Annotated in this window: 13 protein-coding genes; 3 read left to right on the forward strand and 10 right to left on the reverse strand. The window is 71.0% G+C overall.

The genetic code is table 11. From position 1 onward, the window contains the following. Positions 1-81 precede the first annotated feature (81 nt). The gene (locus tag WBA97_RS06505) at positions 82-945 is read right to left on the reverse strand and encodes an NAD(+)/NADH kinase (RefSeq protein WP_424229784.1); all 864 of its coding nucleotides are present in this window, start codon (positions 943-945) and stop codon (positions 82-84) included. Positions 946-1,172: 227 nt separating this feature from the next. Between WBA97_RS06505 and WBA97_RS06510 the strand changes: the two genes are divergently transcribed. Further along, entirely contained in the window at positions 1,173-2,000 is an 828-nt protein-coding gene (locus WBA97_RS06510) for a glycoside hydrolase family 16 protein (protein WP_424229785.1), read from the forward strand. A 33-nt stretch (positions 2,001-2,033) separates the two neighbouring features. On the opposite strand, the gene WBA97_RS06515 is transcribed toward WBA97_RS06510, so the two are convergent. The 7 genes from WBA97_RS06515 to WBA97_RS06545 all read right to left on the reverse strand — a co-directional run bounded on the left by WBA97_RS06515 (position 2,034) and on the right by WBA97_RS06545 (position 7,963). Continuing rightward, positions 2,034-2,807: a WXG100 family type VII secretion target gene (locus WBA97_RS06515; protein ID WP_424229786.1), complete on the reverse strand. Its 774-nt coding sequence runs from the start codon at positions 2,805-2,807 to the stop codon at positions 2,034-2,036. After that, entirely contained in the window at positions 2,807-3,112 is a 306-nt protein-coding gene (locus WBA97_RS06520; RefSeq protein ID WP_424229787.1) for a WXG100 family type VII secretion target, read from the reverse strand. The genes WBA97_RS06515 and WBA97_RS06520 overlap by 1 nt, the downstream gene beginning before the upstream one ends. Continuing rightward, the gene (locus tag WBA97_RS06525) at positions 3,109-3,504 is read right to left on the reverse strand and encodes a YbaB/EbfC family nucleoid-associated protein (RefSeq protein ID WP_424229788.1); all 396 of its coding nucleotides are present in this window, start codon (positions 3,502-3,504) and stop codon (positions 3,109-3,111) included. Before WBA97_RS06525 ends, WBA97_RS06520 begins: the two co-directional genes overlap by 4 nt. Further along, a complete protein-coding gene (locus WBA97_RS06530) occupies positions 3,494-4,246 on the reverse strand; it encodes an ESX secretion-associated protein EspG (protein WP_424229789.1) in 753 nt (250 codons plus the stop codon). Before WBA97_RS06530 ends, WBA97_RS06525 begins: the two co-directional genes overlap by 11 nt. After that, positions 4,243-4,536, reverse strand: coding sequence for a hypothetical protein (locus WBA97_RS06535; RefSeq protein ID WP_424229820.1), 294 nt, complete (start codon positions 4,534-4,536; stop codon positions 4,243-4,245). The genes WBA97_RS06530 and WBA97_RS06535 overlap by 4 nt, the downstream gene beginning before the upstream one ends. 40 nt (positions 4,537-4,576) lie before the next feature. After that, positions 4,577-5,686, reverse strand: a complete 1,110-nt coding sequence (locus tag WBA97_RS06540) for a WXG100 family type VII secretion target (RefSeq protein WP_424229790.1) — start codon at positions 5,684-5,686, stop codon at positions 4,577-4,579. An 81-nt stretch (positions 5,687-5,767) separates the two neighbouring features. After that, positions 5,768-7,963, reverse strand: a complete 2,196-nt coding sequence (locus WBA97_RS06545; protein ID WP_424229791.1) for a helix-turn-helix domain-containing protein — start codon at positions 7,961-7,963, stop codon at positions 5,768-5,770. A 286-nt stretch (positions 7,964-8,249) separates the two neighbouring features. Between WBA97_RS06545 and WBA97_RS06550 the strand changes: the two genes are divergently transcribed. After that, positions 8,250-9,305, forward strand: coding sequence for an AI-2E family transporter (locus tag WBA97_RS06550; RefSeq protein ID WP_424229792.1), 1,056 nt, complete (start codon positions 8,250-8,252; stop codon positions 9,303-9,305). Between the two features lie 295 nt (positions 9,306-9,600). Next, positions 9,601-10,806, forward strand: a complete 1,206-nt coding sequence (locus WBA97_RS06555) for a cation:proton antiporter (protein WP_424229793.1) — start codon at positions 9,601-9,603, stop codon at positions 10,804-10,806. A gap of 8 nt (positions 10,807-10,814) precedes the next feature. Here the strand turns inward: WBA97_RS06555 and WBA97_RS06560 are convergent, their stop codons facing one another. Next, positions 10,815-12,017, reverse strand: a complete 1,203-nt coding sequence (locus WBA97_RS06560; RefSeq protein WP_424229794.1) for an amidase family protein — start codon at positions 12,015-12,017, stop codon at positions 10,815-10,817. A 322-nt stretch (positions 12,018-12,339) separates the two neighbouring features. Continuing rightward, positions 12,340-13,587: a patatin-like phospholipase family protein gene (locus tag WBA97_RS06565; protein ID WP_424229795.1), complete on the reverse strand. Its 1,248-nt coding sequence runs from the start codon at positions 13,585-13,587 to the stop codon at positions 12,340-12,342. Positions 13,588-13,641 lie beyond the last annotated feature (54 nt).

The following is a 13,641-nucleotide window of genomic DNA, read 5'->3' on the forward strand; positions in this document are numbered from 1 at the left end:
GACGCCACCGGCGTCATAGCGTGCCGGGTGCGGTCCCGCACCCGGCACGCGAGACCGCACAGGCGCAGCGCATCCGCCGGGTCAGACGGGTGGCACCGGGATCTCCGGGGAGTCGGTCAGGCCGAGTTTGCGGCGGGCACGCTGGTAGAAGGTCGTCATGCCGAGGCGGACGACGCGCGCGGCGCTCGGGCGGGCACGCAGCTCGATGCGGTCACCCGGCCGCACGTAGCCAGCGACCTCGCCGTCGACCTCGACGGCCAGCCTGCCGCTGGTCGGCAGCAGGTCCAGGGTCACCGTGTCGTGGACCGACAGCACCATGCCCCTGCTGTAGGCGGAGTGCGGCGCGGCCGGGGTGACCAGCAGCGCCTCCACGGCGGGGCTCGTGATCGGGCCGCCAGCCGAGAAGCTGTAGGCGGTCGACCCGGTTGGGGTGGCGACGATGACGGCGTCGGCCGCGTAGCTGACGAACCGCTGCCCGGCCACCCCCACCGCGACGACCGCGTTGCCGTTGCCGGGCACCCGCACCACGGCGACGTCGTTGAACGCGGTGACGGTCCGGTCGCCGAGCCGCGCGTCGACGGCCAGCCGCGGCTCGACGGTGTACTGGTGGTCGTCGATGGCCGACAACGCGGCGGGCAGGTCGGGCACGTCCACCTCGGCCAGGAAGCCGAGCTTGCCGAGGTTCACCCCGAGCACCGGGGCCCGCTGCCGGTCGGCCAGCCGCATCGTGCGCAGCATCGTCCCGTCGCCGCCGAGGCTGACCAGCAGATCCGACCGGCCGGCCAGCTCGTCCGCGCTCACCGCCACCGCCGCGCAGTCGAGCCGCACGACCTCCTCCGCGATCCCGAAGATCTCGATTCCCCGGTTCGCCGCCCATCCCAGCACGGCCTCGACCGCTGCCGAGGAGTCCCGCCTCGGGTGCAACACCAGCCCGGCCGAGTGCATCTCACCGTTCCCAGGAGGTCGTCATGCGTCGAGTCTCCCCCCGTCGTCCGGCCCCTGCGAGGCGGAGCAGGGTCCCGTAACCGGTTCCGGGACCCTACTTTCGTCGGGTGTGGCGGCCATCCGGCGCGTGGCATTTTTGTTGTACGCGACAACAAAAGATCACAGTCGGGGTGACGATGATGTCAACGCGCAAATCCAGGTTCTCTCAACGGTTCAGGCTCGTCACGGTGCTCGGCGCCGTGTCGGCGACAGCACTGACGACGCTCGTGGTCGGTCCGGCGCAGGCCGCCGAACAGGACGGTCCCCACGTCGCCGCCGTGACCTTCGAGGACAACTTCGACGGGCCGGGCGGTGCGCCGGTGGACGGCTCGAAGTGGCTCACGGAGACCGGCGACAACGTCAACAACCACGAGCGGCAGTACTACACGACCTCCACCAGCAACGCGGCGCTCGACGGCCAGGGCAACCTCGTCATCACGGCCCGCCGCGAGAACCCCGCGAACTACCAGTGCTGGTACGGCACGTGCGAGTACACCTCAGCCCGACTGAACACCTCCGGCCGGTTCACCCAGACCTACGGCCACTACGAGGCCCGCATCAAGATGTCGCGCGGACAGGGCATGTGGCCCGCCTTCTGGATGCTGGGCGACGACATCGGCAACGTCGGCTGGCCGCAGAGCGGCGAGATCGACGTCATGGAGAACGTCGGCTTCGAGCCGTCACAGGTGCACGGCACCATCCACGGGCCGGGCTACAGCGGTGCGGGCGGGATCGGCGCCGGCTACTCCATCGGCGGCGCGTTCGCCGACGACTTCCACACGTTCGCGGTCGACTGGTCCCCGAACAAGATCGTGTGGTCGGTCGACGGCAACGTCTACCAGACCCGCACACCCGCCGACCTGAACGGCAACCAGTGGGTGTTCGACAAGCCCTTCTTCCTGATCCTGAACCTCGCGGTCGGCGGCTACTGGCCGGGCGACCCGGACGGCAGCACCCCGTTCCCCAACACGCTGGTCGTCGACTACGTCCGGGTGACGGACACACCGGAGCACTGAGGGAGCACTGACGGGCCCGCGCCGCCGCCTTGTCTACTGACCGGCGGCGACGCTGGGCTCGCCACCGGTGCCGAGGCTCTGCTGGCTGATGCTCGTCAGCGCCGTCTGGATCAGCTCCACGACAGCCATCCCACCCTGCACCAGCTTCATCAGGTTGTCGCCACTGGCCAGCAGCGCCGCCAGCTTCGCCGCGATCCTCAGCGCGTACTCCACCGCGATCCCCACACACGGCGGGATCGCCTCCACGACGCTCTGGCCAAAAGTCTCCCCGGCCCGCGCGACGGCCTGGGTCATGATCGGCACGATCTGCGCGACCGCCTCCGCGATCAGCTGGGTGACCTCCGCGATCGCCTGCGCCACAACCTGACCAGCACCGATGATCGCATTGGCGGTCGTGTTGCTCGCCTCGCCGAGACCCGCGACACCCTCCGCGTGCTGCGCGGCGGACTCCCGGTACTCCGAGGCGGCCGCACCGGACCAGCCGGAGGTCTGCGCCTTGGTCGAGGCCCGGTACTCGTCGGCAATGCCCCCGATGTCCTGCCCGGCGGAGCCGAAGTCCTGTGAGCCCGACTCGACGGAGGCGCCGTTGCCGCCCTGCAGCTGGGTGAGCGGTTCACCGAGGAACGACACGAGCGGCGTGAACCACGACAGACCCGCCGCGGCAAGCCCGCTCAGCGGGTTGAACGAGGATCCCAGCAGACCCAGCGGAGCACCCGGCACGCCGAGGCCCGGCGCCACCCATCCCTTGGCACGCACGGCATCGTCGGTCGCCTTCAGGTCGGCGACCATCTGCGCCGTGTCCGCCATCAGGGGTACTCCCGGTTCAGGGTGGTGGCGTTGGTGTCGTCGGTGTCCTGGTAGCCGGTCGCCGTGCGGGAGATGCCGGTGCTCAGCTCGGCCACCGAGGAGGACGCGTCCGTGACCGAGTTCGCGACCTGCGTCATCGCGCCCTGCAGGCCCGTTGCGAGGAACTGGGCGAACACGCCGAGTGCGAGGTCGGCGAGGCCGCTCGGCAGTCGCCCGCCGATGGCGGAGAGCTGGTCGGCGACGTCGCCGACGCTGCCTGCGTGACCGTGGAGCTGACCGGGATCGACGTCGAAGCCAGGAGTCATTGAGTGATCTCCGGGTTCTCGAAGAAGTCGTCCTCGTCACGGTCCTTCGTCGGCACCCCGGCAGGCAGGTGCTTCTTGATCACGTCCAGCGCCGGGCCCTCGCCGAAGTACTTGGTCGAGATGCCGACGATCTGGGCGCTGACCGCGCGCCGCGCCTTGTGCGTGGTGTCGAGGATGAGCCGCGCCAGCTCATCGGCTTCGAGCGCGCGGGCCGCGGGGGTGAGGGTGAGGTCCTCGAGCGTGCCGCTGCCACTGACCCTCACCTCGACCTCGCCTCGGCGCGAGGTCGCCGTCGCGCCGACCTGCCGCAGGCGCTCCCCCGCCTGCTCGGCCCGCGTCGCCGCCTCGGTGATGCGCTTGTCGTACTGAGCGAGCCACTGCTCAGGATCCATCTTGTTCCCTCCTCGCGGTCAACGCCATGTGTTTGAGCGCTCGGCTCATGTCGTGCTGCTTCAAGGTGTTGACGCTGGTCCACCCGTCCGCCGCGCGGTGCACCCGCACCCGCCCGCGCGGACCATCCAACCAGGACAGTCCTGGTCCTGGCCTGGTGATCTCACCGTCGTCGCGGCAGGTCGCCCCGCACTGTCCCGCGCCGGTCAGCTCCGGGAGCACCACCTCGAGCTCGGCGAGCAGACCGGGATCGCGGCTGTCCGGCGGGACCGTGATCGGCATGATCACGGCCGGGGTGACCGGGGGCACCAGACTGATCAGTTCGTCGGCGAGCGAGTTCTGCGCGATCCGCCGGATCCGCACCCCGTTCGTCGCCGCGTCGCCGGTGAGCTGCTGGTGGCAGATCAGCGTCCAGGACCGGTAGACCATGGCCACGACGCCGACCGCCGCGGTCGGGCCGGTGAGCACGAGATCGACCGTGCCCCGGTACTCCCGCAAGGCCGTGACCACCTCGGCCGCGACACCGAGCGGACCGCGTTCGCCTGCCAGCCCACGGGCCCGCAGGGTCACCCCCGCCGCGGCCAGCAGCACCTCCCGCTCCCCCGCGATCCGGCCGAACTCCGGCACCCGCAACGGAAAGGGGAACCGCGAACCGGCGTGCGTTGCGAGCAGGTCCAGCTCCACGAGTCCGAAGTGGACACCGTCGCGTATGGTACGGGCCGCCAGGGTGGGTGCGGCAGTCATCCCACCGTATCCTGGTCGGTGAACTTCCAGGCGATCTCGCTGTCGCCGTCCTGGTACCGGTGCACGGTGGCACGCAGCGCCTGGTGGTAGCTGTTCAGCTCACCGTCGGCCGCGCTGACCTCACCGGTGAGCCCGGCCGGGCCGGCCGCCTCCCGCAACCGCATCGCGAGGTGCATCGCGGGCGGGGCGGTACCCAGCAACGGCTGACGCTCGGCCAGCCGCCCCGCAGAGGACACCAGGCCACTCGTATGGTCGCCGATGTCGGTCAACGCCCTGACCTGTCCGGTCAGCTCGTCGGAGAGGACCTCGAAGCCGGGCTGGGATGGCTTGTTAGAACTCAAGGTCGGCCTCCCTCTCTGTCACGCCCCCGATGACGGGGGCACTGGCTCGCTGATCCAGCGCGAAGAGCCCGTTGTCCACGTTGGGCAAGCGGTTCTCGTGGCTCCTGTCGCGGTCCTCCTCCGGGGGCCGCGCGCCCATGGGCGACACGAAGCCGCCCCCACCCATCGCGCGCTTGGCGGCCAGATCGGCCAGTGCGGCACGCTCCGCGGCCAGCACACTCCCCACCGGCGACGGACCGGCACCGACCATCCCGCCGGGCCCTGGCTGGGATCCACCGACCAGCCGGGACCATGGCACCCCGCCGGATCCGCCGCCCGCGCCCCGGCCCGATGACAACCCGCCGCCGGTGACCCCGGCCGGGGTGGTCGTGCCGTCCCGCCCGTCCACGGAGTAGGTCCTCGGCGTGGTCGCGTCGGGCCGCGCCGGGACGACCTGGTGGCTGCTGTTCTGCAGGCTTGCCTCGTAGGTCTGCATCACGCGCACGGCCTCGGCCTTGGCCACGCCCGACACGGCGTCGGCGGTGAAGATCCGTGCCGCGCCGATGATCACCGCGTTGAGCGGCGGCAGCGGGCCCGCGCCGACCGAGCTCGTCGCCAGCGTCATCGGGTCCGGGGGCGGCGGTGGCATGGTGTTCCGCGCGGTGGCCAGCGCGTCGCCCGCGTCACCGGTCGCCTTCTGGACGGTGCTCGCCCTGGCGCCGACGTTCCAGATCTTGTCGGACAGCTCGCCGAGCCGGTCGGCGGCCAGCTCGGCCGCCCGCCCCGCCCAGTTCGTGCGCAGCGCGTCCGCCTCGCGGCGCAGCGCGTCCGCGTAACCGGTCAGCTCGGTGCTGTGCCTGCCCCACTCGTCGGCGACCGCGCCGACGTCCCCGACGTCGGCGTCCTGCCACAGCATCCCGTGCAGCTGTTCATGGCTGTAGGCATTCCAGTTCGTGCCGCCCGGTGGGGTCGGCGAACCGAAGAACTCCGCCCACACGCTGTCCAGCGCGTCGGTCAGGGTCGAGGCCAGCGAGCCGAGCGGGCCGTCCGGACTCAGTATCGAGGTGACCGCGCCCACCAGGCCGCCCACCAGGTCGTCGACAGTATCTACCACGTCCACCTCTCAGATAATGGTGTGACCTGCGCACACCAGCCAAGGACTTGGCACCGGACATCTATGTCCGGTGCCAGAAGCCGCAGGTCAGTCATGGTTGGCCAGATGCGTCTGGAGACGGGCGTGGCGGAACTGGTAGACCGCGCCCGCCTGGCGCAGCACGCCGCGCCGGCACGCGTCGTCGAGGAAGGCCGCCACGGACCACGGCAGCCGTCCGGTCAGCGGCAGCCAGACCCGCGCGAACACCAGCCACTGCCCCCACGCGGTCAGGCTGGTCCCCAGCACGAGCCCGATCACGGGGCCGAGCACGAGGTTGAGAAGGAGAATGGCCGGCGCCACGTGCCCGCCCGTGAACACGATCACCAGCAGGTGGGCGACGGCGAGCACGAAGCCCCAGCCGACGAACTCCACCGCGACGGTCAGGCGGTTGGTGCGGAGCAGGTCGACCGGCCCCGCGGCGGACCGGATGTCCACCGGGACCTCGAACCCGGACATCAGCCCCCACCCGAAGCCGGCCAGCGCGCCAAGACCGACGCCGGCCGCGAAACCGCCGAGGAACCCGAGGCCCGAGAGACCCATGGGGTCGAGCCCGGCCAAACTCGCGAGCCCCAGCACCAGCCCGAGGCCTGCCCCGCCGACCATCCCGACCATGAGCCGGGGACCGAACTTCGCCCGCATCTGCCGCCGCACCCCGCCACGGGGTCGCAGCCGGACCCGCGACGGCTCGAACGCGCCGCAGCCAAGCGTGAGCCCGGCACCGTGCGCGAGCCCGAGCGCCAAGCCGAACGCGACCCAGTTCCCCACCCCGCCGACGAGCGCGACCAGACCACCCACGCCGATCAGCACGGTCACCAGCCAGGTCGCCAGCCCGCTGAACAGCCCGATCGCCAGTCCGGACACCAACCCGACGACCACCATGCGTGAGCGGCGGCGCATCGCACCACCCAGCTGCCACCATGCGAGGTCCTGGGTGTCGAGCCGGTCCATGTGCTGAGCGAGGTACCCGAGCCAGCCCAGGACCCGCTCGTAGTCCCAGCGCGGGTGCCGCTCCCCGTAGACCGTGGGGATGAAGCTGCCAAGCAGGTGGTCCTCGAGCTCGTACTGGCTGCCGAACCGGGTGGTGTCCAGCAGCTCAGCCGGGTCGCGACCGGACGGGTCGCTGTAGATGGCGCGCCCGAGCCCCACCATCAGCGGGGTGGTCAGGACCGCGCGGAGGTTGACGCTGGCCGGCCGCCCCGGATGGTCGCGCAGCTCGTCGAGGACCGGATCCCAGGCGGTCGCGCCGCCGTTCTTTCGCGTGGTCCTGGGAAGGTAGTCGACCAGGTCGGTCACGGTGAGGTCGGTCAGCCTGACCGCCGCGGCGGCGGTCAGGGGGCCCGCGCGTGCCACGGAGGCGTACTCGCCGGGACGGCTGGTCAGCAGCAGCGGCAGGGTCGTGGCGTTGAGGGCGTCCAGCGCGGCCCGGTGCAGCCCCGTCGCGAGCTCGTCGAACCCGTCCAGCACCGGCAGGATGCGACCGGCCTCGACCAGCGCGGTCGCCAGGCTCACGTCGTCGTGGCCGGTGGCCGCCAGCCCGGGATGATCACGCACCAGCTGACCGGCGACCCAGTGCCGGAACTCGGTGGTGGTCGGGTTCCAGGACCCGATGCCGAGCACGACCGGCACGGCGCCGTCCCGGTCGCGGGTCCGCAGCACGTCGAGGACGAACCGCGCGGCCAGCACCGACTTGCCCGATCCCGCGCGGCCGAGCACCACCAGCCGTCCGGACGGGATCCGCCGGTGGACCTCGGCGATCTCGGGCAGGCGGCCTGCCAGGTCCAGCGGTGCGGCGGACTTGCCTGGCGAGACCCGGCGGATGTTCTCCCAGTGGTCGGTCACGTCGTCGGGTGCCGGGGCCCAGCGGACCGGCAGCGGGAACGGGTCCTGGATCCGCCGCAGCTCCTCCTCCCGGTCCAGGCGTGCACCGACCGCGTGCGCGAGGTCGTCGGCGGCCTCCGCCAGCCTGCGTTCGAACGCCGACTCCGGCCGGCCTTCCGCGGCGCCGGGTGCCTCCGGCGGTTGCCTGCCCCCGGCGGCGGCCAGCAGCTGGGCCCGCTCGTCGGGATCGAGGCCCAGCGCGTCGGCGAGCAACCGCACCGTCTCCAGCTGTGGGTTGGCGCTCTCACCGTTTTCCAGCCTGCGAATGGTCCGTACCGACAAGCCAGTGCGTTCCGCCAGAACTTCCTGCGTCAACGCCTTCTGCCGCCGCAACTGCCGAAGCACCGCGCTGAACTGGCTTGTCACACTTCGCACCCTATCCAACGCGGGCAGCGACCATGAACGGAACTGGTCAGCAGGCCACCAGCCGGGCCACCGAGGACACGTCGTCCGGCGCATCGCGTGCGGCCATTTCCGCACGCACCAAGCTCGCGGCAGGCATCGACCGCCGCCTGCCGGTTGAGTGCGCTCACTCCAGGCAGGTGATGCGCTCGCGCCGGTGTCCTGGTCTGCTCACGGAACCAGACGACAACGAAAGGCCGCCGTGATGTCCCAGGTGGGTCCAGCGCCTGTTACGCCACGCAGGGCCGACGTGCCCGGATGGCTGCGCCGGGCAGGCACGACGGGCTGGCTGCTCACCGGAGTGATCGTGGCCGCCGCGCTCGTCGTGTTCGTGTTGATGGTCACGCGCCCGCTGTTGCTTCCGGTGGTCGTGATGGCCGGTGCCGCGACGATCGCCGAGCCGTTGGTCGGCTGGCTGGCTCGTCGGGGCGTACCGCGAGTGCTCGGCGCCGTGGTGGTGTCCCTGTTGGTCCTGGCGGTGCTGGCGTTCGTCATCGTGGTGTTCGTCATCGGCGTCGTCGACCAGTGGGACAAGATCGTTCAGGTGGCCACCGACGCGGTCGATCGGGCGAGAGATCTCCTCAGTGGCATCCCGTCGGGTACCGAGCTTGTCGACAACGCCGACGCGGCGACCAGCCGGCTGGGGCCGACGCTGGCGGTGGGCGTGCTCTCCCAGATCACCGCCGGGGTCGCCGGGGTCGCGACCGCTCTCGTCGGCGTGCTGGTGGCGGTGTACGTCCTGCTGCTCGTGCTCGCCGACGCTCCACGCATCCACGCCCGCATCGTGGGTTGGATACCGGGGCCACCCGGGTTCGGGAAGGAGGCCACCGAGCGAGCGGCGAACACCACGCGACGCTACTTCGTCGGCCTCACGTGGATCGCGCTGATGAACGCGGTCGTGATCTCCCTCGGCGCACTGGTGCTGGGGGTGCCGTTCGCCGTGGGGATCGGCGTGCTGTGCTTCGTCGCCGCCTACATCCCCTATGTCGGAGCGTTTCTCTCCGGCGCGTTCGCGGTGTTGCTGGCGCTGGGCTCAGGCGGGACCGGGACGGCGCTGGCCATGGTGGGCGTGGTCATCCTCGCCAACTCGGTACTGGAGAATCTCGCGCGGCCGTTGACCTTCGGTGCGGTGCTTCGGCTGCACCCGCTGGTGATCCTGCTGGTCACACTGGCCGGTGGCGTCCTGGGCGGTGCGATCGGCATGATGATCGCACCGCCGGTCGCGGCCATCACCTCGGACCTCGCACGTCAGATCCGCCAGGCACGCGCGGATGGTGACCGTGCCGACAGTGGCCGCCTCAGCTGATGAGCACCTGCGGTGCCACTCCAGTTCAGTGCTGACTTGCCCTTGGTGACGCCAGTCGACCCGCAAGCCGTCGGCATGCCCTCATCCGCGACGGGTGAAGCGGAGCGCCGATCCGCGTCCTCCGGCCAAGGGTGGCGGGGTCACCCTCGTCAGGTGATGACATGCGACGGCGAGTCACCACACTGAGGCGGTCACGGCGGATTGGTCCGTCGACGACGGTACGTGACGCACCCCGGAGGGGACTCTTGTCGGATTTCGTGATGGCCGCGGCGACGACGGCTCGTCACTCCCGCGCATGGAAGTGACGGCGAGCCTGATCGTCGTGACGGCGATCTTCCTGTGGGGCACGGTGTCCAAGCGCCTGACCCGCGCCGACCTCACGGCGCCGATCGTGTTCGTGGTGGTCGGCGTGCTACTCGCCACGACCGGCCTCATCGACGCGCCCACCGCCCCGGCGACCTTCAAACCGCTGGTCGAGCTCGCCCTGGTGTGGATCCTGTTCTCCGACGCCGCCCGGGTGCCGGTACAGGACCTGCGTCACGACCTCGGCCGGTATCTGCGGCTGCTTGCCATCGGTCTGCCGCTGACGATCCTGGCCGGCTGGGGCTTGGCCATCTGGCTGCTGCCTGCGCTCGGTGCCTGGCTCGCGCTGCTCGTCGCCGCGGCGCTGGCGCCGACGGACGCGTCCCTCGGCATCCCCGTGGTGACCAACCCCACCGTGCCTGGCCGGATCCGCCGCCTGATCACCGTGGAGAGTGGACTCAACGACGGGATCGCAACGCCCGTCGTCCTGCTCGCCATCGCGGGTGCCGCATCCGCCGAGGACCATGGCCCTGGTGTGGGGGAAGCACTGGCCGACCTCGCGATCGGCCTGCTCGCCGGTGCGGCCGTGGGCCTCGCGGGCGGCAGGCTGCTCCGGCTTGCCCGCGGCCACGGCTGGATGGCAGAGGAGTTCATCGGGATCGCCGTCCTCGCACTCGCCCTCGCCGCCTATTTTCTCGCGATCGTGTTGGGCGGCAACGGGTTCGTCGCCGCGTTCTGCGGCGGCATGGCCCTTGGCGCCACCGCTGGCCCGCGCGTTCCCGCCGAGCTGACCTTCCTCGAACAGGCCGGTGGCCTGATCTCGCTGTTGGTGTGGCTCGCGTTCGGCGCACTCGCCGTCCCCATCATGCTCGACCGGCTCGACCTGCCCACCGCGCTCTACGCGGTTGCCAGCCTCACCGTCGTCCGCATGGTTCCGGTCGCGCTGGCCACCTGGGGATCCGGGATGAGCCGCGCGACCGTCCTGTTCGTGGGCTGGTTCGGCCCGCGCGGCCTTGCCTCGCTGGTTTTCGCCCTGCTCGCCCTCGAAGAGCTCGGCCCGGACGCGGACGAAGCCATCGCGGTCATCACCCTGACGGTCCTGCTGAGCGTGGTCGCCCACGGGCTCACCGCCGCCCCGCTCGCCACCCGCTACGGCACAACCGCGAGCACCCCCACACAACCACCGACCGAACCATGACAGACGGGTCAGCCGAGCGGCCAGATCGCGGTGGCCACCGCCAGCAGGCGGTCGTCGTCGCCGGCCGGGGTGGACAGGAGCACGCTGCCGCGCAGGCCATCCGGCAGCGTGCCGTGCGGCAGCGCGACGCCGGGGAGTCCGAAACAGCTCAGCAGCATCGTCGTACGCAGCGCTCTGCGATTCGCCGACTCCATCACGTCCAGGTCCGCCAGCAGCGGGGCCACCCTCGGCGCCGGGTCGCGGACCGTCGGGCACAGCAGGACCGCGCCCGCCAGCTCCTCGGTCAGCCTGGCCCGCAACCCGGCCAGCGCGGCACGCACCGCCGGTTCACCGGCCGGGTCGAAGCGGGTCAAGCGCCGCAGTACCAACGGGTCCACGTCACCCGGGTCGGTCAGGAAGTGGCCGTACCGCCGGTACGCCTCGGCGACGGCCGGCGTGCCGTGGCGGTCGAGCAGGTCCTGCGCCTCAACGAGGGACGGCAGTGGGCGGTGCTCGATGTCCACTCCGGACTCCTCCAGTGTGGACAGTGTGGCGCGGAAGGCGCGAGCGACCGACGGGTCGCAGTCGTCGACCAGCTCGCCCGCCGGGACGACACAACGGAACCGGACCACCGGCGGCCGGGCGGCAGGCACGCCACGCAGCCACGCGTCCGCCCGCACCGCGTCCGCGACGTCACGGGTGAACACGCCCATGGTGTCCAGGCTCGGTGCCAGCGGCAGCATGCCGGTGCGGTCGTAGCGGTCGATGCTCGCCTTGTACCCCACCAACCCGCAGAACGCCGCCGGTACCCGCACCGAGCCGGACGTGTCCGTGCCGATGGCCAGGTCCACGATCCCGTCCGCCACCGCGACGGCCGAGCCCGACGACGAGCCGCCCGGCACCCGATCGGGTGCCAGCGGGTTGACCGGGTTGCCGAAGTGCGGGTTCAGCCCCAGCCCCGAGAACGCGAACTCACTCTGGTTCGTCTTGCCGACGCACACCGCGCCTGCGGCCGCCACCTTCCGCACGACCGGTGCGTCCACCACCGCCACCGGCGCGGTCCGGCGAGTCGCCGAACCGTTGGTGCTGCGCGTGCCCGCGACGTCGAACAGGTCCTTCCACGCCACCAGCGGACCCGGCCCCGCCTCGCGACGCGCCCGCTCGGCCGTCACCGTGATGAACGCGGCCGACTCCCCCGCCCGCCGCAACGCCTCCTCGATCCGATCGGACACGGGCACCCTCTCAGTCGTCGTCAGCTGGAACAGCTCCGGCCGCGAATACCGTTCTCCACAGCGATGTGCGGCATCGTCGCCGCCCACGTCTCCCACAGTCAACCGCACACCGGCGGCTGACCCCTTCCTTCCGTGCGTTTGGAAGCCGCGGTGAGAGCCGGGCCGAACCGACGATATTTCGGCATAAAATCGGACATCCATATAGGAGATTGAAGATACCTATGCCGTGATGCCCGGAATGGCGCTTTCGGATCGGTCGCGCTGAATCCACCGACGTTGTTCCCGGTTCGTGGTGCCGCTGATCACGCTGGTGTGACGCGGTCTAACCGAGGGGCGGTGCCGTGACGGTCGCCGGATCGGGGAGATATTCGGGGTGGTACAAGGCAAGCGCGGCGCCGACCAGCCACCAGCCCCGGTAGATCAGGGCGCGGCACAGGGCCGGGTCCATCTTGTCGAACGCGGTCGGCACGAGCGAAAGGTCCACTCCGTCAAAGGTTCTGTGCTCCGGATGCGCGGCCCGCCACACCGCGAGCATGCCGGTCCCGGCGCGAGGGACATCGGTCGCCAGCCCGACGAGCACGCCGCGACGGCCGTCCGGCGGAACCGGGTCGCTGGGCGGCACGGCGCGCCCGCGCTCGAACTGCGACACCATGTGCCGGGTCCGCAGCGTCGTGCTTTGCCGGTACAGCAACGCGTTGGCCCTGACCAGCTCCCGGACCAGCGGGATCCGCCCGTACGGACCTGGGCGGAGCAGTCCCCCGGCGTTCATCGTCACCAGGAACGTCTGCCGGTACCTGTCGCCGCTGAGTGCCTCCAAGCCCGTGTTGTCGTAGATGCCGCCGTCGAGCAGCACCGGCGCCTCGGTCGCACACGGCAACCGAAGCCCATCCAGTACCACTGGGGCGAACGCCCCAGGTACCGCCGAGGAAGCGGCGACGGCCAGACTCAGCCGCAGACCGGTACCGGCGGTCGGCGTCAATCCCGTCGTGTAGTCACCGACCACGTCCCGTTCAAAGGAAAACCGCGCACCGGTGACCAGGTTGGCGGCACTGATGATCCAACGAACCTCGGGGTCGAGGTTTTCCAGTACCGCGCCATCGAAGAACCACTTGTCGAAATGCCGGGCGAGCAGGTCGGTGCGGGTGGCAGGCCCGGCCGTCCGCCATATCCCGAGGATCAGCGCCACTTTGAGTGAGCGCCGGGAGATTCGGTGAACAACGGGGTCGACGACCAACTCGTCGTAGGCGGCCGAGGTGAATTCGCGACGACGCAGCGCGGGCCAGGCCAGCGCGGTCGCGGCGTTGGTGATTGATCCGCCGGATACCGACGACAGATAACGCAGCCGGCTCAGCATGCGAATATCGGCGAGGAGCCGCAACGCACCCAGCCCGGCGAGGGTTGCCCGGAACCCACCGCCGGACACGGTCACCGCGCACGACTTGCCTTCCGTCGCCGGCTTCGCGGGACGGAGCTGATCACCGCACGGCCTTGGTTGAAGTCCCGCCCCGATGGCGGGTGAATCGGCGGCCCAGCCGTTGCGCCCGTCCGGTGAACTCGCCGGCGTGGACATGAAATCACCTCACCTCCGAGATCGAAGCCGAACGGCACCGACACGTGTCCCCCC

This window comes from Actinophytocola sp. (assembly GCF_049647105.1).
Lineage (GTDB): Bacteria > Actinomycetota > Actinomycetes > Mycobacteriales > Pseudonocardiaceae > Actinophytocola.